15 protein-coding genes are annotated in these 18835 nt (G+C 71.2%); 6 read left to right on the top strand and 9 right to left on the bottom strand.

The window, feature by feature from the left end; all coding sequences use genetic code 11:
- Positions 1–143 precede the first annotated feature (143 nt).
- Entirely contained in the window at positions 144–2360 is a 2217-nt protein-coding gene (locus ACWEV3_RS12915; RefSeq protein ID WP_452614018.1) for a terpene synthase family protein, read from the top strand.
- A 119-nt stretch (positions 2361–2479) separates the two neighbouring features.
- On the opposite strand, the gene ACWEV3_RS12910 is transcribed toward ACWEV3_RS12915, so the two are convergent.
- From ACWEV3_RS12910 to ACWEV3_RS12900, 3 genes are read right to left on the bottom strand one after another with little or no spacing between them, the layout of a single operon-like run.
- The gene (locus ACWEV3_RS12910) at positions 2480–3688 is read right to left on the bottom strand and encodes an amidohydrolase family protein (protein WP_452614017.1); all 1209 of its coding nucleotides are present in this window, start codon (positions 3686–3688) and stop codon (positions 2480–2482) included.
- Positions 3685–4146, bottom strand: coding sequence for a GAF domain-containing protein (locus ACWEV3_RS12905; RefSeq protein WP_452614016.1), 462 nt, complete (start codon positions 4144–4146; stop codon positions 3685–3687). The genes ACWEV3_RS12910 and ACWEV3_RS12905 overlap by 4 nt, the downstream gene beginning before the upstream one ends.
- Positions 4143–5522, bottom strand: coding sequence for an MFS transporter (locus ACWEV3_RS12900; protein ID WP_452614015.1), 1380 nt, complete (start codon positions 5520–5522; stop codon positions 4143–4145). The genes ACWEV3_RS12905 and ACWEV3_RS12900 overlap by 4 nt, the downstream gene beginning before the upstream one ends.
- A 162-nt stretch (positions 5523–5684) precedes the next feature.
- On the opposite strand from ACWEV3_RS12900, the gene ACWEV3_RS12895 reads away from it, so the two are divergent.
- Positions 5685–6575, top strand: coding sequence for a MurR/RpiR family transcriptional regulator (locus tag ACWEV3_RS12895; protein ID WP_452614014.1), 891 nt, complete (start codon positions 5685–5687; stop codon positions 6573–6575).
- Between the two features lie 88 nt (positions 6576–6663).
- On the opposite strand, the gene ACWEV3_RS12890 is transcribed toward ACWEV3_RS12895, so the two are convergent.
- Positions 6664–7377 carry a hypothetical protein gene (locus ACWEV3_RS12890; protein ID WP_452614013.1) on the bottom strand — a complete coding sequence of 238 codons (714 nt, stop codon included), beginning with the start codon at positions 7375–7377 and terminating at the stop codon, positions 6664–6666.
- Positions 7378–7619: 242 nt separating this feature from the next.
- Positions 7620–8792: an MFS transporter gene (locus tag ACWEV3_RS12885; protein ID WP_452614012.1), complete on the bottom strand. Its 1173-nt coding sequence runs from the start codon at positions 8790–8792 to the stop codon at positions 7620–7622.
- Between the two features lie 106 nt (positions 8793–8898).
- On the opposite strand from ACWEV3_RS12885, the gene ACWEV3_RS12880 reads away from it, so the two are divergent.
- Positions 8899–9390, top strand: a complete 492-nt coding sequence (locus ACWEV3_RS12880; RefSeq protein WP_358312177.1) for an Lrp/AsnC family transcriptional regulator — start codon at positions 8899–8901, stop codon at positions 9388–9390.
- Between the two features lie 62 nt (positions 9391–9452).
- Here the strand turns inward: ACWEV3_RS12880 and ACWEV3_RS12875 are convergent, their stop codons facing one another.
- From ACWEV3_RS12875 to ACWEV3_RS12860, 4 genes are all read right to left on the bottom strand, one after another.
- Positions 9453–10244 carry a serine hydrolase gene (locus ACWEV3_RS12875; RefSeq protein WP_452614011.1) on the bottom strand — a complete coding sequence of 264 codons (792 nt, stop codon included), beginning with the start codon at positions 10242–10244 and terminating at the stop codon, positions 9453–9455.
- A 42-nt stretch (positions 10245–10286) separates the two neighbouring features.
- Entirely contained in the window at positions 10287–11672 is a 1386-nt protein-coding gene (locus ACWEV3_RS12870; protein ID WP_452614010.1) for a GntT/GntP/DsdX family permease, read from the bottom strand.
- Positions 11669–13141, bottom strand: a complete 1473-nt coding sequence (locus ACWEV3_RS12865) for an amino acid permease (protein WP_452614009.1) — start codon at positions 13139–13141, stop codon at positions 11669–11671. The genes ACWEV3_RS12870 and ACWEV3_RS12865 overlap by 4 nt, the downstream gene beginning before the upstream one ends.
- Before the next feature lie 355 nt (positions 13142–13496).
- Positions 13497–14435, bottom strand: a complete 939-nt coding sequence (locus tag ACWEV3_RS12860) for an ornithine cyclodeaminase family protein (RefSeq protein WP_452614176.1) — start codon at positions 14433–14435, stop codon at positions 13497–13499.
- A 218-nt stretch (positions 14436–14653) separates the two neighbouring features.
- On the opposite strand from ACWEV3_RS12860, the gene ACWEV3_RS12855 reads away from it, so the two are divergent.
- The 3 genes from ACWEV3_RS12855 to ACWEV3_RS12845 all read left to right on the top strand — a co-directional run bounded on the left by ACWEV3_RS12855 (position 14654) and on the right by ACWEV3_RS12845 (position 18773).
- A complete protein-coding gene (locus ACWEV3_RS12855; RefSeq protein ID WP_452614008.1) occupies positions 14654–16237 on the top strand; it encodes an aldehyde dehydrogenase family protein in 1584 nt (527 codons plus the stop codon).
- On the top strand, positions 16237–17382 hold the full coding sequence (locus tag ACWEV3_RS12850; RefSeq protein ID WP_452614007.1) for an NAD(P)/FAD-dependent oxidoreductase: 1146 nt from the start codon (positions 16237–16239) through the stop codon (positions 17380–17382). The genes ACWEV3_RS12855 and ACWEV3_RS12850 overlap by 1 nt, the downstream gene beginning before the upstream one ends.
- Positions 17383–17615: 233 nt before the next feature.
- The gene (locus ACWEV3_RS12845; RefSeq protein ID WP_452614006.1) at positions 17616–18773 is read left to right on the top strand and encodes a Glu/Leu/Phe/Val family dehydrogenase; all 1158 of its coding nucleotides are present in this window, start codon (positions 17616–17618) and stop codon (positions 18771–18773) included.
- Positions 18774–18835: the final 62 nt, after the last annotated feature.

Below are 18835 nucleotides of genomic sequence, written 5' to 3'. Positions count from 1 at the left end.
CAACGCAGTGTCGGGCTGGGCTGGTCGGGCGACACCGATTCTCGATCGTGTGTAACCCCACCGAAGGCATTGGCGGCCACCGCCAACGCTGGTTTCGTGCGCAGGGTCGACGACCATCGCAGAGAGGTCAGGTGCGCGAAACCATGCAGCCCTTCCGACTGCCGGACTTCTACCTGTCCTACCCGGCTCGGCTGAACCCGAACCTGGAGCGGGCACGAGAGCACAGCAAGGCGTGGGCTTACCGGATGGACATGATCGATGTGCCGCAGGACGGTGTGCCGATCTGGGACGAGGCGGACCTCGACCGGCACGACTACGCGCTGCTGTGCGCCTACACGCATCCGGATGCGGACGGACCGGAGCTGGACCTGATCACCGACTGGTACGTGTGGGTGTTCTACTTCGACGACCACTTCGTCGAGCTGTACAAGCGGAATCCGGACCTCGTCGGGGCCCGCGAGTACCTCGACGGGCTGGCCGTGTTCATGCCGGTGGAGGGCCCGATCACGGCGGAGCCGGCGAACCCGGTGGAACGCGGCCTGGCCGACCTGTGGACCCGCACGGTGCCTGCCATGAGCGCGGACTGGCGGCGGCGGTTCGCCGAGAACACCAAGCACCTGCTGGACGAATCGCTGTGGGAACTGGCCAACATCTCGGAGAACCGGCTGTCCAATCCCATCGAGTACGTGGAGATGCGCCGCAAGGTGGGCGGCGCGCCGTGGTCGGCGAACCTGGTGGAGCACGCCGTCGGCGCGGAGGTGCCGGCCGAGATCGCGGCGACCCGCCCGATGGAGGTGTTGCGCGACACTTTCTCCGACGCCGTGCACCTGCGCAACGACCTGTTCTCCTACGAGCGCGAGGTGCAGGACGAGGGCGAGTTGAGCAATGGCGTGCTGGTCTTCGAGAAGTTCCTCGGCTGCACGACGCAGGAGGCCGCGAACGCGGTCAACGACCTGCTCACCTCCCGGCTGCACCAGTTCGAGCACACCGCGCTGACGGAGGTGCCGCGCCTGCTCGACGAGCACGGCATCGACCCGGTCGGCCGGCTGGCCGTCCTCGGCTACGTGAAGGGCCTGCAGGACTGGCAGTCCGGCGGCCACGAGTGGCACATGCAGTCCGGGCGCTACCCGGACGGGTCGAGCACGCCGACCGTGCTGGCCGGGCCGAACGGGTTCGGGACCGCGGCGGCGCACATCGCCTCGTCGCTGCTTTCGACCGCGCCGCAACGGATGCGCAGCTTCACCCGGGTCCCCTTCCAGCCCGTCGGCGAGATCCCGCGCCGGGAGATCTACATGCCCTACGAGGTGTCGATGTCCCCGCACCTCGACACCTCGCGGGAGCACAACGTCGAATGGGCCCGCGCCATGGGCATGTTCGACGACGTGCCGCAGGTGTGGACCGAGCAGATGCTGCGGAACAACGACCTCCCGCACTGCTCCGCCGGGCTCGACCCCGATGCGACCGTCGAGGAGCTGGACCTGTCGGCGGGGTGGCTGACTTGGGGCACCTACGGCGACGACTACTACCCGTCGGTCTTCGGCCACGGGCGGAACATGGCGGGCGCGAAGGCGCAGAACGCCCGTCTGAAGGAACTGCTCCCACTCGAAGGCGCGAGTCCGGTCGTCCCGGTGAACATGCTCGAACGCGGTCTGGCCGACCTGTGGGCGCGCACGATCGGCCCGATGCCGCCCGAAGCCCGCCGGGCCTTCCGGAAGTCCGTGGAGGTCATGATCGACAGCTGGCTGTGGGAACTGGACAACCAGCACCAGAACCACATCCCCGACCCGATCGACTACGTCGAGATGCGGCGCCGGACGTTCGGTTCGGACCTCACGTTGAGCCTGTCCCGCTTCTCGCACGGGCAGTCGGTGCCGCCGGATATCTACCGGACGCGCACGATCCGCAACATGGAGAACTCGGCGATCGACTACGCGACGATGGTCAACGACGTCTTCTCGTACCGGAAGGAGATCGAGTACGAGGGCGAGGTGCACAACGCGGTGCTGGTCGTGCAGAACTTCCTGGACTGCGGGCAGGACCGGGCCTTCGACATCGTGCACGACCTGATGACCGCGCGGATGAAGCAGTTCGAGCACACCGTGGAGGTCGAGCTGCCGGCGCTGTTCGAGGAGCGGGAACTGGACGCCGAGGCACGGGCGACGCTCAACCGCTACGCCTCGGAGTTGCAGGACTGGATGGCGGGAATCCTGAACTGGCACCGGGAATGCCGCCGGTACTTCGACTCGGAGCTGCGCCACAACATCCCGGTCGGCCTGACCAGGAGCGTGCTCCCCGGCCCCACCGGCCTCGGCACGTCCCTGGCCCGGCTGTCCTCCGGCTGGGACCCGGTGCTCGGCTGAGCCGGGAGTGAACGGACCGCTCACCTCCACAGGCGGGGCGAACGGTCCGTTCACCTCACCGCCGAGCCGGAGCGAACGGACCGTTCACCCCGATAGACGAGGTGAACGGTCCGTTCGCTTCACGCCACGGCGCCGTGCTGGACGACGTGGCGGATGTGCTCGGGGTTCGCGAGGTTCGCGATGTCCTCCAGCGGGTCGCCGTCGAGGACCACCAGGTCCGCCAGGGCACCCACCCGCAGCGTGCCGATCTCGCCGGTCATGCCGAGCAGGTCCGCCGCCGTGGTCGTCGCCGAGCGGATGACTTCCAGCGGCGGCAGGACCTCGCCGCGGATCCGGAACTCCTCGTTCTGGTGGCGGTGCATGCCGCCGAGCAGGTCGCTGCCGTAGACGATCTTGACGCCGCCGCGGTGCGCCATCTCCAGCGCCGCCAGCCCGGCGCCCAGCACGTCGTCGACCTTCCGCCAGCTGTCCTCCGGCAGCCCGAACTCGCGGCCCTCTGTCTTCAGCGCCCAGTACGTCACCAGCGTCGGCACCAGGAACGCGTCGTGTTCGAGGAATTCGGCCACGTTGGACTCGTCGATGAGGTTGCCGTGCTCGATCGACCGGATGCCCGCCTTCAGCGCCCTGCTGACCGAGCGAGCCGTGTAGGCGTGCGCGGCGACGTAGCGGTTGGCGGCGTCCGCCTCCTCGACGATGGCCCGCAGCTCCTCCATCGAGTACTGGGTGGAGTCGATGCGGTCGGTCGGCGAGGCCACGCCGCCGCCGGCCATCACCTTGATGTGGTGCGCGCCCTTGCGGAGCTCGTCGCGCGCCGCGGCGCGCACCGCGTCCACGCCATCGGCGATCCGGCCGAGCCCGGCGCAGCACTGGTGCCCGTCGTGCACCCGGGTGCCGCGCGGACGGCTGTCCCCGTGCCCGCCGGTCTGGCTGAGCGCCTTGCCGCAGAACGCCAGCCGCGGCCCGCGGATGAGGCCCTCGGCCTGCGCGTCGGCCAGCCCGAAGTCTGCGCCGGAGGCGTCGCGGACCGTGGTGAAGCCGCGGTCGAGCATCTTCCCCATGATCTGCGCGGCGTGCGCGGTGGCGTAGGACGGCGACCACGCGGGCAGCGCACCGAGATCGGCGGTGGCGGCGGTGACGTGCACGTGCGCGTCGATCAGCCCGGGCAGGACGGTGGCGCCGGCCAGGTCCACGATCCGCGCGCCGTCCGGGGAGGTGAGGCCGGGGCCGGTCTCGGCGATCCGGCCGTCGACGCACAGCAGGTCGCCTTCGGCGTACTCGCCGGTCTCGACGTCGAGCAGCTTGCCGGAACGCAGCAGCAGGGCGGTCACGAGTTCGACTCCTCCGTGGTGTTGTCGAGGCGCTGGACGAGTTCGGCCAGCGCGGGAACGGCCAGCGCCGCCAGCTCGGCGGCCCGGTCCACCTGGGCCTGGCCGTAGGCGTGCTCGGCGTCGAGCAGGGCGAGGGTGCCCAGGGTGGTGCCGTCGGCGCCGATGACCGGCACGTTGATCACCGAGCCGCAGCCGAGCTCCGCGATCAGCGCGTGGTCGGCGAAGACCTGGCGGACCGAGTCCGCGTCGGGCCCGAAGAACGGCTTCTGCTGCCGGATGCAGCGGTCCAGCCAGTCGGCGGCGACCTCGACGGACTTCTCGCCGCCCACCGGGTACTGCTCGGGGTGGCTGGTGTGCGCCCGGTGCAGCACGCGGCGGCCGGGCAGCCACGCCAGCACGGTGAACAGCCGGACGCCGATCTCCCGCCGGATCCGGTCTTCCACTGTGGACAGGTTCATCGGGTGGCCGCCTTCGGTGCGTCGGTTTCGGTCAGGTCCTCCAGCGACCGGCCCGCGGTGGACAAGCCGAACAGCAGCGTGCACACCACGCCGACCGCGAGCACCGCGGTGGTCATGCCGAACACGCCCGCGAAGCCCAGCGACGCGGCGGACATGCCGATCACCGACGGCGCGATGATGCTGCCGACGCGGCCGAACGCGCTGGACAGCCCGGTGCCCGACGCGCGGATCCAGGTCGGGAACACCTCCGGGGTGTAGGAGTACACCGCCGCGTAGGTGCCGTTGAGGAAGAACGACAGCACCGCCGCCGAGGTCGTGATCATCACCGCGTCGGTCATCTGCGACATCCAGAACGCGCTGGCCGCCGCGCCCGCCAGGTACAGCGCGATGGTGTTCTTGCGGTCCAGGAACTCGCCCAGCCACGCCGCCGAGAAGTAACCCGGCACCTGCGCCAGGTAGATGATGATCGAGAACTCGAAGCTCTTGGTGACCGTGATGCCCTGCTGCACCAGCAGCGTCGGGATCCAGGTGAAGAAGCCGTAGTAGGAGAAGGTGATCACGAACCAGATCAGCCAGGTGATCGCGGTGCGCCGCGCCATCCGGCCGCTCCACAGGTACTTCAGCGCGGAGGCCAGGCCGATCTTGCGGGCCTCGGCGGGCTTTTCCACCGCGGTCTCCGGCACCGGCGGCAGCGGCGCCTTCGTCGCGGCCTGCACCTTGCGCTCCAGGTCCAGCACGACCTTCTCGGCTTCGGCTGTCCGGCCGTTGGCCAGCAGGTAGCGCGGCGATTCCGGCAGCGAACGCCGCCACCACAGCAGCATCACGATCGGCACCGCAGTGATCACCTGGGCCCAGCGCCAGCCCTCGGGCAGCGGCTGCACCACGAACCGGCCCAGCAGCGCGGCCGCGACGAAGCCGAAGGAGAAGAAGCCGGCCAGGGCGCCGACGAACCAGCCGCGCCGGGCGGCGGGGACGAACTCGGACAGGAACGGCGCGATGATCGCGCTCTCGGCGCCGGCGCCGAAACCGGCCAGCACCCGGGCGCCGAGGAAGATCTCGTAGTTCGGGGACATCGCGCCGACGATCGAGAACAGCGCGTAGACGGCCAGCGCCCACATCATCACCTTGCGGCGCCCGATGCGGTCGCCGAGGATGCCGGCGCAGGTGGCGCCGAACAGGAAGCCGAACGGGGTGGCCGAGCCGATCAGGCCGAGCTGGGCGTTGGTCAGCCCCCATTCGTCTTGCACGCTGGGCAGCAGGAAGGCCACCACGGCGGAGTCCATCCCGTCGAAGGTGTAGCCGAGCCCGCCGAGCAGCAGAAGCAGGTAGTGCGGCCGGCTCAGCGGGAGCCGGTCCAACCGGGCCAACAGGGACACGAGGTGCCTCCAGGAGAGTTGCAGCACCGAACGAAGTGACCGGCAACATATAGTGCAGATGAACAGAAACGCAATACCTGTTGCGTTTTAGGCTCGTTACAGTGTGTGTCGGCGCATTGACGTGCACCGATGCGCAGCGATCGGCCCGACGAGAGGAACGCGATGACCGACAGCGCCACCACCAGCGCGGCCGGGGAATCCGACGGATTCGAGACCTGGCTGCGCGGGCGCGTGCCCGATCGCGGGCTGCGCAGCAAGGGCGCGTCGGTGCTGGAGGTGCTGCTCACGCAGCCCCGGCGGGTGTCCTACAGCTCCGCCGCCGAGGCCGCCGAGCTGGCCGGCGTCAACGTCGCGACGGTCAGCCGCACCGCGCAGGCGCTCGGCTTCAGCGGCTGGTCGGACCTGCAACAGGAGTTGCGCGCGCGGTTCCTGTCCTCGCTGAGCGCGCCTGAGGTCGCCGCGGCGCAGCACACCGAGGGCGAGCTCGGCGCCGCATCCCTGCGCCGGGACCTGGAGTCGCTGGCCATGCTCAACCGGCGGCTCGACGAGCAGCAGATCCGCACCATCGCCGAGGCGATCGCGCAGGCGCGGCGAGTGCTGATCGTCGCCCACGGCAGCTACGCCTCGATCGGCGCGGCGCTGAGCCACAACGTGCGGCTGGCCGGGTACGACGCGACCCTGACGTACGACGCCGACCTGGCCAACGCGGTGTCCCGGATCGAACCCGGCGACGTGCTGGTGGCAATCAGCTTCTGGCGGCTGTACCAGCACACCGTGACCGCGGCCGAGGAAGCGCACAGCCGCGGCGCCCGGGTCTTCGTGCTCTCCGATGCGGCCAGCCCGGACCTGGTCGCCGCGGCGGAGGAGGTGCTGCTGATCCCCGCCGAAGGCGTGGCGTTCTTCCCGTCCCTCGCGCCAGGGCTGGCGGTCGCGCAGGCCATCGTCGCCCAGCTATCCACAGTGGACCCCGAGCGGACCCGCAAGTCCATCGAGGCGGCCGAGTCCCAGTGGTCCCGCTTCGGACTGATGCACCGCCAGCCCCGGCGCGGCTGATTCCCCGCGCCGAAACGGCGAACCGGCGCGAAGCAGGGGGCACAACCCGGGAAATCCGGGTCGCGCCCCGACGAGTGAGCGGTCGACGCTAGATACCGCCCACGCGCGGGAGCGGGATCTCCGGCGCCAGCCTCGGCCGGAACCCCACGTCGCTCGACGCGGTCGATGGCACCGGCGCTCCCACCACCGCGGTCCAGTGCGCGAGGTACTTGGCCGCCTCGGCCGCCAGCAACGCGTCCAGCTCCACCCGGTTGGCGTTCTTGCGCAGCCGCAACGGTTTTCCGCGACGCACGTCGAGCACCATCGGCGTCGCGCCCGGCCGCAGGGCCGGCATCGCGTGCTCCAGGAGCCGCAGCGCCAGGCTCGCGGAGTCCGTGCCCAGCTCGGGTTCCTTCAGGTACGGCAGGACGACCTCGGTGCGGCCGTCCTGGCGCCGCAGCGCCAGCGAACTCCGGTCCGAGATGGTGACCGCGAGGCCGCCGATGTTCCACCGCGCGGAGGTCATCGGCACGCCGACTGCCTTCGCCCTGCCCCACCAGCGCTGGAATCCCGCGTGCAGCTCCTGGAAGTGGGGCTGCTGCACCGGACGCGCCTGCCGCACCGCCGCCGCGACGATCTCCACCGCGTCCGGCGAGGTCACCGCCTGCCGCAGCGCCAGCCGGAACGGACCGTAGAACGCCCAGGCCATGCTCGTCTCATCGAGGTAGATCTCCCGCTGGTCCCGCACGATGCCCGCGCAACCGCGCGGCGTGCTGCGCATGTAGTCGAGGAACGAACCGAGACTGATCTGCACACCGTCCACGAGTGCCCCTTCCCGCGGTCGAGGGCAGCATTCAACGCCACTGCGATCCGCCCCCGAAGACGACGGTCCACAGTGGTCCAAATGCGCCCGAACCCCCTGCCCGACAAGAAGATTCTAGCACGTCAGACCGTCTTTTAGAACACTTGTTCGTCATCATTTCGAGGGTTCACGACGCCCGACCAGTCTCGATATCGGCATCGCCGATCGGCTCGCCGATGCTCGGGCGGGGATGGCTCCACCGATCATCTCCGCCGCACCAGCAGCGCCAACGGCAGCACGGCCAGCACTCCGCCCACCACCCCCAGCGCCGCGAATCCACCTGCCGCGAGGATCGCCGTGGAGGCGAGGCTCGCGACCGCGGCCGCGCCCCACACTGCCGCGTCCACGGCGCCTTCGATCTGCATCCGGTCCGCTGCCGGCAACTGCCGGGTGATCTGTCCGCTGCCGCCGACGAAGCACAGGTTCCACCCGTAGCCCAGCAGGAACAGCGCCACCATGCGCAGCGGATCGCCCTCGCCGAACGCGGCGACCGCACTGGACAGGACGAGCACGGCCAGGCCGGACGCCATCACCGGCCGGGCGCCGAACCGGTCCACCAATCGCCCGGTGACCGGGGAGAGCACGAACATGCCGAGCGTGTGCGCCGACAACACCGCACCGACCATGCCCAACCCCGCACCGTGGTGGTGCATGTCAAGCGGCGCCGCCGTCATGATCCCGACCATCACCACCTGGGCGCTCGCCATCACCAGCAGCGCACTGCGGGCAGCGGGTACCCGCAGCAGACGCCCGGGCCGCACTCCCGGCACCCCGTCCCGCACGCCCGCTCCGGCAGGCGCGCCGAACCCAGCGACTACACCCAACGCACAACAAGTCGCAGCGGCGAGGAAGGCGCAGACCGGCCCGGGCCAGCCGAGCGGCCCGCCGAGCGCCGCCGTGGGCGCGATCAGCAGCGGCCCGCCCACGGCGCCGAGGGTGGCCGCCCAGACGACCACGCCGATCGCCTGCCCTCGCCGGTGCGACGGGTACATCTCCGCAGCCGCGTACCGGGACAACTGCGCGCCGGCGTTGCCGATCCCGAGCAGCAGCAATCCCACGCACAGTCCGACCGCGTCCCGATGGAACGCGGCCAGGGCGGCGGCCAATCCACCTGCGGCGGCGAGGCCGTAACCGAGCAGCAACCCGGCTCGCCGGCCCCACCGGTTCATCCCGCGGCTGAGCAGCAACGCGCCCAGGCCGGTGCCGATGACACCGGCGGTGTTGGGCACCGCGGCCCACGTCGTGCCCAGCTGCGCTCCGGCGACGATCGTGCTCACCGCGCTCGCAATCCCCATCGCCGCGTTCATCACCACGGTGCCCGCGCACAGAGCCCGGGTCGCGCGTCCCCGCCGATCGATCGTCCCAGCTCGAAGCATGGTCATCACAGTAGGAAACCGGTTCGGCGACTTGAATGCTCGAACCGCGGCGATCGACGTCGTTCGGTTGTTGATCGCAAAGCGACGATGCCCTGATACTTTCCGAATGGAGAAGCCGCTCGATCAGACCGACTGGCGCATCCTCGCCGAACTCCAGGAGAACGGCCGGCTGTCGTACAACCAGCTGGGCCGCCGGGTCAACCTGTCATCGCCCGCAGTGGCCGAACGGGTGCGCAGACTGGAGGAAGCCGGGGTGATCACCGGCTACCAGGCCCGGGTGGACCCGGCGAAGGCGGGCCTGCCGCTGACTGCGTTCGTGCAGATGCGCTGCCAGCTCGGCCGCTGCCTGTTGAAGACCACCACCGCGGCCGAACTTCCCGAAGTCGCCGAGGTGCACAAGCTCAGCGGCAGCTCGTGCAGCATGCTCAAGGTCCGGGTGACGTCGATGCGGCACTTGGAGGGCCTGTTCGAGCGGCTCGGCGAGCACGGCGAGATGCACTCGTACGTCGTGCTGTCCACCCAGTACGAGGGTCGACCGGTCGAGCCCCCGCCAACCGACGCCCGCCCGGTCACCGACCCGGCCGGCTGGAGTCGCTGACGAGCGGCGTCTGCGGCGATCCCCGCAGGACCAGCCGTTTCGCCGCTCCGGGTGGGCCGTGCTCAACCGAGAGCGCGGTGGACGGCCCGCCCGAGGCTCGCGATCGCATCGCAGGCCGGTCCGCCGCGGTAGCCCGCGGTGGAGCACTCGTCGGTGAGCTCGTCGACCAGCACCGCCACCACCGCGCGCGGCCGGTCGTCGCCGATCAGCCCCACGTCGTGGCGCAGGCCGAGCAGCTCTCCGGTCTTGTTCCAGCACTGCACGCCGTCCGGCAGCAGCGAGGGCAGCCGGTCGCGGACCTGCTGCCGAGACAGGACGTCGAGCGCGTGCTCGGTCAGTTCCGGCGGCAGCGCCGATCCCCCGGCCAGCGCGGCGAGCACGCGCGCCTGGTCCAGCGCCGTGGTCTCGTTGCGGCCCGGGGCGTTGACGTCCATCAGCCGCCGCTGGACCCGGGTCGCCGTGCAACCCAGGTCGGCGGCGCAGTCCCGGATCGCCTCGAACCCGACCGCGTCGATCACCGCGTTCGTGGCGGCGTTGTCGCTGATCACGATCATCAGCGTGATCAGGTCGCGCAGCGAGATCGCCGTCACGCTGGGAAGCTCCCGCAGCACCCCGAACCCGCCGGCCCGCTCCGCGGGCAACTCGACCTCGGCGTCCAGCCGGAGCCGCCCCTCGTGCACGGCGCGCAGCGCGGTGATCATGATCAGGACCTTGATCGTGCTGGCGGCGTGCACGACCCGCTCGGCGTCGACCAGCACCGGTTCCCGCTCGTCGAGATCCCAGGCGGCGAACCCGATCCGCCCGGGCAGACCCCCGAACGCCGCCTCGGCCCGCAACCGCTCCGCAAACCCCACCACGCGCCTCCCCAACTGATTCCTCGGGCGGGCCTGCCCGGGTCAGATCAGGACGAGGAACAGGACCGCGAACAGGGCCAGGTTGGCGACCATGATCGCCCAGCCGTTGAACATCATCATCCGCAGGTTCCGGGAGCGCGCGAGGCCCATCTGCCCGATCATGTCCGGCCCCGGGAACGGCCCGAACCAGTCGATCTGCGAGGAGCCCAGCAGCACCGCGGCCCACGCGCCGGGCGGAATGCCCAGCCCGGCCAGCGCCGGGCCGAACAGCTTCTGCAGCAGCACCACCTGCGCGACCGCCGCGCCGGAAACCCCGAGCCAGCCGACGACCAGCACGATCATGCAGAACAGCCACGGCCCGACATCGCCCAGCGTCGGCGCCACCAGCCGCTGCATCGCGTCGTAGGCGCCCGAGCGCTCCAGCAGCTCCAGCATCGGGTTGAGCAGCCAGAACAGCAGGAACAACCACAGCAGCGGCTGCGCACCCCGGTACATCGCGTGCAGCGCCGCCGTCGGCGACATGCGGCCGCACAGGGCGGTGACCGCGGCGCTGACGGGCATCACGATCAGCACGTAGGTGTAGCTCGCCTGGAACGCGATGCCCAGCGCCACCAGGACCACCATGCTGCCGAGGAAGCCGATGGTCGCCCGCCTGGCGGTCGCCGGGTCGTGCTCGGCCTCCTCGGCGACGTCGTCCGGATAGGAGTCGATGCCCTCGGTGCGCCGCTGGATCCAGTGCGACATGCCCAGCCCGGTGAGCCAGACGGTGGCGGCCATCGGGATCCCGGCGCTGAGCAGGTACTCGCCGTAGCCGATCTGCGCGGTGCCCATGATCGTGACCACCGGCGGCGTGAACGGGCCGGTGACCAGGCCCGCGGCGGTGCCCGCGTGGAACATCGCGGCCATCGACGGCGGGGTCAGCCGCATCGCGGCGGCGATCGGCAGCACGATCGGCACCAGCAGGGCGCTCGCGCCCGACAGCGTGCCCAGCGCCGCGCCCAGCAGCGTCGCCGACAGCATCACGCCGATCCGGAACCGCAGCCGGGTGCTGATCCCGATGCCGTGCAACACCATCCGCACCATCGTCGCGGCCGCGCCCGTCTCGGTGACGACCCGGCCGAGGCCGCCGCCGAGCAGGATGATCATGCCGACCACGGCGATGAACGAGCCCAGGGACTCGCCCATCAGCGTGCCCAGCTCCAGCGGCGCGGTGCCGGTCTCCAGCGCCGCGACGACGAGCGCGGCGAGGGTGGCGAGCACGACGTCCACGTCGAGCAGGACGAGGATCGCGTACACCACGATCGGCGTCAGGCCCCACAGGGTGCCCGCGCCGCCGGTGGCGAGGATCGCCGCGCCGGTGGCGATCGCGGCGCCGAAGACGCCTGCGGCGGCGCGTGGTTTCCAGGTCGAGACCGCTGCGGTGGTCACTGCTTCTCCTCGTCCAGCGCGCTCAGGTCGACCGAACCGCCCGGCATCACCCGCCGCGTGTTCCGGTAGCTGTACAGGCCGTAGACGAGCAGGCCGACCACCAGCCAACCGGCGAAGCGCAGCCAGGTCTCGCCGGCCAGGAACGACATCAGCCAGGCGGAGAACAGCACGCCGAGGACCGGCACCACCGGCATGCCCGGGCAGCGGAAGCTGCGGGGCAGGTCGGGCCTGCGGTAGCGCAGCACCACGACCGCGGCGCAGACCAGGACGAACGCGAACAGCACGCCGATGTTGGTCAGCTCCGCGGCCTCCTGCACCGGCAGCAGGCCGGCCAGCACCGCGGAGACGATGCCGAGGATCCACGTCGCGCGGTGCGGCACCCGGCGGACCGGGTGCAGTTCGCCGAACCACTTCGGCATCAGCCCGTCGCGGCTGAGCGCGTACCACAGCCGGGAGGCGCCCATCATGAACGAGAAGCTCACCGTGACGATGCCGAGGATCGCGCCGACCGCGATCACGGTCGCCACGCCCGACATGCCGACGCTGGCGAACGCGCTGGAGAAACCGCTGTCCGGGTTGACCTCGTGGTACGGCACCATGCCGGTGAGCACGATGCAGGCGCCGACGTAGAGCACCATCGAGATGGCCAGCGACCAGACCATCGCCTTCGGCATCAGCTTGCGGGCCTCCACGGATTCCTCGGCGGCGGTGGACAGCGCGTCGTAGCCGAAGACCGCGAAGAACACCGTGGCCGCCCCGGTGACCGCCCCGCCCCAGCCGAAGGGCGCGAACGGCGTCAGGTTCCCGAAGTCCACTTGGGACAGTCCGACGACCACGACGAGCAGCACCACGGCGATCTTCACGACGGTGAGCGCCACGTCGACCTTCGCCGAGGTCTTCGTGCCGCGGTTGAGCAGCCAGGCCACGCCGAGACAGATCAGCATCGCGATCAGGTCCACCCGGTGCCCCTCGCCGGTGCCGGGCGCGCCGAGCATCCACGCGGGCAGGTCGACGCCGATGGCGTCCAGCAGGAACCCGGCGTAGCCGGACATGCCGATGGAGACGGTCGCGACGATCGCGGTGTACTCCAGCAGCAGGTCCCAGCCGATGATCCAGCCGACGACCTCGCCGAGCACGGCGGCGGCGTAGGTGTAGGACGACCCGGCGCGCGGCACCATCCCGGCGAACTCGGCGTAGGCGAAGGCGGCGCACAGCGAAGCGGCGCCGGCGATGAGGAACGACACCAGCACGGCGGGACCGGCGACGTCGCGGGCGACGGCCCCGGCGAGGCTGAAGATCCCGGCGCCGATGATGGCGCCGACGCCGATCATGGTCAGCTGCGGCAACCCGAGCACGCGGAGCATCCGCCGGTCGCCCTGCGCCTCGGGTTTCGGCACGGTGCGGCGGAAGATCCCGTTCGGCCCGGTCCCGAACAGCGACCCACCGGTCGCGGCTGTCTCATCTCGCACCGAGTACCTCCCCGCTGGCGACGCCGATTGGCGATCACGCGATGCGGGGATGTTCGTCGATGGGGATCATCCGGGAAAGACGGCGAAGCACGCGGATGCCTTCCCCTGACCCCAAGCAGCCCTTCGCCTTTCCCGCGACGACCCGGGATCCGCTTCAGAAGACATTTCAAAATGGGCTTGCGTGGCGGTGCGGGTAGCGGAACCTCAGACGACGCCTGGACTGTGGGAGCCCCGACTTGCGTATGACCAATACGCGGCATCGGGGCTGTCCTCGCCAGACGCCGCCTGAGAACCCGCGGCGGTGCAAGCTGAGTCCCACACCGCATGCGGCTGACGCCGCATCCTCAAAGACCCCTTAGATGGTGCCGAGCACGGCGTGGGCCGCGGCGGCGTCCTGCACGCCCAGGCCGACGCTGTTGTAGAACACCACCTCCCCCGCGCTGACGCGCCCCGGGGCTTCGCCCAGCAGCACCGCGCCGAGCGCTCGCAGCTGCGCGCGCTCGATGTCGCCGCGCTCCAAGGCGCGCACGATCGGTCCCGCGTGCGTCGCGGCCGTGCCGACTTCGTCGACCACGACCGCTCCGGCGCGCCGGATCAGCTCCGCGTCCACTTCGCACCGTTGGTGCTCGAAGCTGCCGACGCTGATCACCGTCGCTCCCGCCGCGACCGCGGCGGTCGGGACGACGGGTTCCGCGCTGAGGGTGCAGGCCGCGATCAGCGGCGCTTCGCGGACCGCTTCCCCGGCGCTCGCCACGGCTCGCACCGCGATGCGCAGCTCGGCCGCCAGTTCCGCGGCCGCGGCCTCGCGGCGCGCCGCGTCGCGGCTGTAGATCCGGATTTCGCGCAGTTCGCGCACGCGCGCGATCGCGCGGGCGTGCGCCCTCGCCTGCACGCCGGAGCCGAGGATCGCGAGTTCGTCGGCGTCGGGCACCGCGAGCGCGTCGGCGGCGACGGCGCTGCCCGCGGCCGTGCGGATCTCGGTGAGCGCGGTGGCCTGCATGGTCGCCACCGGCCGGCCGGTGGCCGCGTCCAGGACCAGCACCGTCGCCGAGATCGCGGGCAGGCCCCGGTCGGCGTTGCCGGGGTGGACCGCGACCAGCTTGCTGACGGCTCCGTGCCTCGGCGACAGGCGGCTGAGGTAGCACAGCGTCGTGTCGTCGCCCGTTCGGATGGCGACCTTCTCGGCGAGCTGCGCCTCGCCCCGGCCGAGCGATTCGAACGCCAGCCGCTGCGAGGCGATGGCGGTGTCCAGGTCCAGCGCCGCGGCCACGTCGGCGTCGCTCCACACGTCCATGCGCGGCACGCTGCCACACCTCCGGCCGCAGCGGTAGAGATCGACATCTCGGCTCGTGGAGATCATCGCGAGCAGAAGCCGTGCTATCGCTCAGGGGGAGAAGAAATCACTCTTCTGATTCTCCGCGAAGACGCCTCCGGGGATTTACGGTGATCCCGACGGCGGAGGTGTCCCGCGGCACACCTGCGCGCGAGTACCCAACGAGCTGGAAGAGGTGCATGTCGGTGCAGTCGACGTTGAGCTCCGTGATCGGTCCGGACGCCCCCGCCCGGGTCGACGGCGGAGGCGAGTACCTCTCGCGCAACCCGGCGAACCTGGATGACGTCGTCGCCGAGGTCTCCCTCGGCGGACCCGAGACGCTGCTGGCCGCGACCGAGCAGGCGCAGCGGGCGCAGCGCGAGTGGGCGCAGGTGCCCGCGCCGGTGCGCGGGCGGGTGGTGGCCGGGCTGGGCCGGCTGGTCGAGGCGAACAAGGAGTCGCTGGCGCGCCTGGTGACCCGGGAGATCGGCAAGCCCTACGCCGAGGCGCTCGGCGAGGTGCAGGAGATCATAGACACCTGCGACTTCTTCCTCGGCGAGGGCCGCAGGCTCTACGGGCAGACCGTGCCCTCGGAGATGCCGGACAAGCAGCTGTTCACCTTCCGCGTGCCGGTGGGCGTCGCGGTGGTGATCACCGCGGGCAACTTCCCGGTCGCGGTGCCGTCCTGGTACATGGTTCCCGCGCTGCTGTGCGGCAACGCCGTGGTGTGGAAGCCCGCCGAGTACGCCGCGGGCGCGGCGCGGGCGCTGGCCGAGCTGGCCTGGCGCGCCGGGGTGCCCAAGGGCGTGCTCAACCTCGTCTACACCGACGGCGAGGCGACCTTCAAGGGCCTGGAGTCCGCGCTGGCTGCGGGCACCGTCAACAAGGTCGGCTTCACCGGTTCCAGCGCGGTCGGCGCGCGGGTCGGCGAGCTGTGCGGCCGCTACCTGCAGAGCCCGTGCCTGGAGCTGGGCGGCAAGAACCCGATGATCGTGGCCCCGGACGCGGAGCTCGACCTGGCCGTGGAGGGCGCGCTCTTCTCCGGGTGGGGCACCGCCGGGCAGCGCTGCACCTCGCTGGGCAACCTGATCGTGCACCGCGACGTGCACGACGAGTTCGTCGGGCGGCTGGACGCGTCGCTGCGCGCGGCCACCATCGGCGACCCGGCCGGTGACGTGCTCTACGGCCCAATGCTGGACCAGAAGTTCGCCGACAACTTCGAATCCATCCTGGGCAACATCGCCGAGCACCACACCGTGCTCGGTTCGGAATCGGTCGGCCGGATCACCGATTCGGCGCCGCGCAAGGGGTTCCAGGGCGATCCGTCGACCGGGCTGTACTACCACCCGGTGCTGCTGGACGGACTGCGGCCGGACGACCACGTGTTCCGCAACGAGACCTTCGGCCCGATCGTCGGCGTCACCACCTACGACACGCTGGACGAGGCCATCGAGCTGGGCAACGCTCCGGGCTACGGGCTGTCCGCGGCGATCTACACCACCGACCCGGCCACCGCGTTCCGGTTCCGGGAGGGCATCGGCGCGGGCATGGTCAGCGTGAACAACTCGACCTCGGGCGCGGAGGCGCACCTGCCCTTCGGCGGCAACGGCAAGTCCGGCAACGGCAGCCGCCAGTCCGGCGTCTGGGTGCTCGACCAGTTCACCCGCTGGCAGTCGTTGAACTGGGACTTCTCCGGCAAGCTGCAGAAGGCGCAGATGGACGTCGACACCGTCGAGCCGGAGCTGGACTTCCGGCTGCCACCGGAACTCGGCGGTGCGCGGTGATGCTGCCGCACCGGGCCGATGTCGTCGTGATCGGCGGCGGGGTGGTGGGCGTCAGCACCGCCTTCCACCTCGCCGAGGCCGGCGTGGACGTGCTGCTGCTGGAGCGCGACGAGCTCGGCGCGGGTAGCACCAGCAAGGCCGCCGGCGGCGTGCGGGCGCAGTTCTCCGACCCGGTCAACATCGAGCTCGGGCAGCGCAGCCTGCGGGCGTTCGAGGACTTCGCGCGGCGGCCCGGCGGCGAGATCGACCTCAAGCAGCACGGCTACCTGTTCCTGCTGTCCGATCACGCGGACGTCGCGGCCTTCGAGCGCGGCGTTCGGCTGCAGAACGAGTTCGGCGTGCCCAGCCGGATGCTGACCGTCCGGGAAGCCTGCGAGCTCTCCCCGTACGTCGTGCCGGACGGGCTGCGCGCGGCGGCCTTCTCCCCCACCGACGGGCACTGCACGCCCGAGGCGGTGGTGCAGGGATACGCGCAGGGCGCCCGGCACCACGGCGCGCTGCTGCGGCGGAACTGCCCGGTCACCGGCATCGAGGTCAGCCGCGGCGAGATAACCGCGGTGCACACCGACTTCGGCTCCGTCGAAACGTCCACAGTGGTCTGCGCGGCGGGCGCCTGGTCGGCGGCCGTCGGCGAGTTCGCCGGCGTCGAGCTGCCCGTTCGCCCGCTGCGCCGGCAGATCCTGGTCACCGAGCCGGTGCCCGATCTGCCGCCTCGGCTGCCGTTCACCATCGACTTCGGCACCAGCTTCTACTTCCACGACGAGGGACCGGGCCTGCTCATCGGCATGTCCGACCCCGACGAGGAGTTCGGCTTCCGGCTCAACACCGACGACCGCTGGCTCGGGCGGCTCGCCGACGCGGTGGCGCGGCGCGCGCCGCGGCTGGCCGACATCGGCGTGGCGCACGGCTGGGCCGGGCTCTACGAGATGACGCCCGACCACAACGCGCTGATCGGCGAGGCGGCGGGAGCGAGCCGGTTCCTGTACGCCACCGGCTTCTCCGGCCACGGCTTCCTGCAGGGGCCGGCGATCGGCGAGGTGATGCGCGACCTCGTGCTCGGCCGCCGACCGGTCGTCGACGTCTCCGGCCTCGACGCCCGCCGCTTCGCCGGGGCCGAGGTCCGCCCCGAGCACAACTGCGTCTGAAAGGCTGTTTTGGACTCTTTCTGCGTAGCGGTGCGGGTAGCGGAACCTCAGGCGCCGTCTCGCTCCGGGATCCCCGACTCAGGTATGTCCGGCTGTCCTCCCGAGACGACGTCTGAGAACCCGCGGCGGTGCAAGTTGCAAGGGCGGGCTAAGCGGCTTCGCCGCTTCGAAAACGAGAACTGAATCCCCCGATCCGGGCTGCGCGCGGCGCAGCCGACGAAGGAGCGCGAACCGTGCGTGATCTGTTGCAGGAGATCGACGAGTGGGGCCCGGAGAAGGTCGTGTGCGTCTCCGACGCGCGCACCGGCATGCGGGGCGTGCTGGTCATCGACAACACCGCCCGCGGCACCGGCAAGGGCGGCACCCGGATGAGCCCGACCGTCACCGTCGGCGAGGTCGCCCGGCTGGCCCGCGTGATGACCTGGAAGTGGGCCGCGGTCGACCTGTTCCACGGCGGCGCGAAGGCCGGCATCTTCGCCGACCCGGACTCGCCGGACAAGGAGCGGATCGTGCGGGCCTTCGCGCGGCGGCTGGCCGACCAGATCCCGGCCAGCTACGTCGCCGGGCTGGACATGGGCATGACCGAGCACGACGCGGCGATCATCCAGGACGAGCTCGGCGATCGCGGCGCGGCCGTCGGGGTGCCCGAATCGCTGGGCGGCGTGCCCTACGACCAGCTGGGCGTGACAGGCCATGGCGTCGCCGAGGCCGTGGACGCGGCGCTGGCCCGGCAGGGCCGCAGCGTGGCCGGCGCGCGGGTGGCGGTGCAGGGCTTCGGCGCCGTCGGGGCGGCTGCGGCGAAGCGGCTGCACGAGCTCGGCGCGCAGCTGGTGGCGTTGTCCACGATCGACGGGTCGGTGCACGACCCGGACGGGCTCGACGTGCCGCGGTGGCTGGACGCCCGCGCCGAGTTCGGCGACGCGTGCGTGGCCAAGGCCTCGGCGCAGCAGCGGATTCCGCGCGGCGAGGAACTGCTGGTGGACTGCGACGTGCTGATCCCGGCCGCCGGGCAGGACGTCATCGACGAAGCCGTCGCCGCCGGCATCCGGGCCGGGCTGGTCGTGGAGGGGGCGAACCTGCCGACCACGCCGGAAGCCCGCCGGCTGCTGGCCACCCGCGAGATCACCGTGGTGCCGGACTTCATCGCCAACGCCGGCGGCGCCATCGCGGCCGGTTTCGCGATGGATGCGCGGTATTCCGCGTTCCGGCCGGAGCCGACCGCGATCCTGCGGGCGGTCGCGGAGCGGACCCGCAGCAACACCGTGCTGGTGCTGGACACCGCGCAGGCCGACGGCGTGCTGCCGCACCAGGCGGCGCTGGACCTGGCGAAGCAGCGGGTGCGGACGGCGATGCAGCTGCGCGGCCGGTTGCCCAGCACCGCGACCGCGTGAGGGCCGCTTTGAACCTGAACCCACATCGCGTGGCTCCGCAATTTCCATTGAAATCGAACCTT

The sequence above is a fragment of the Saccharopolyspora sp. NPDC003752 genome (assembly GCF_053605825.1).
Note: the sequence above shows the minus strand (reverse complement) of the source record. Positions and strands in the feature narration are given on the sequence as shown.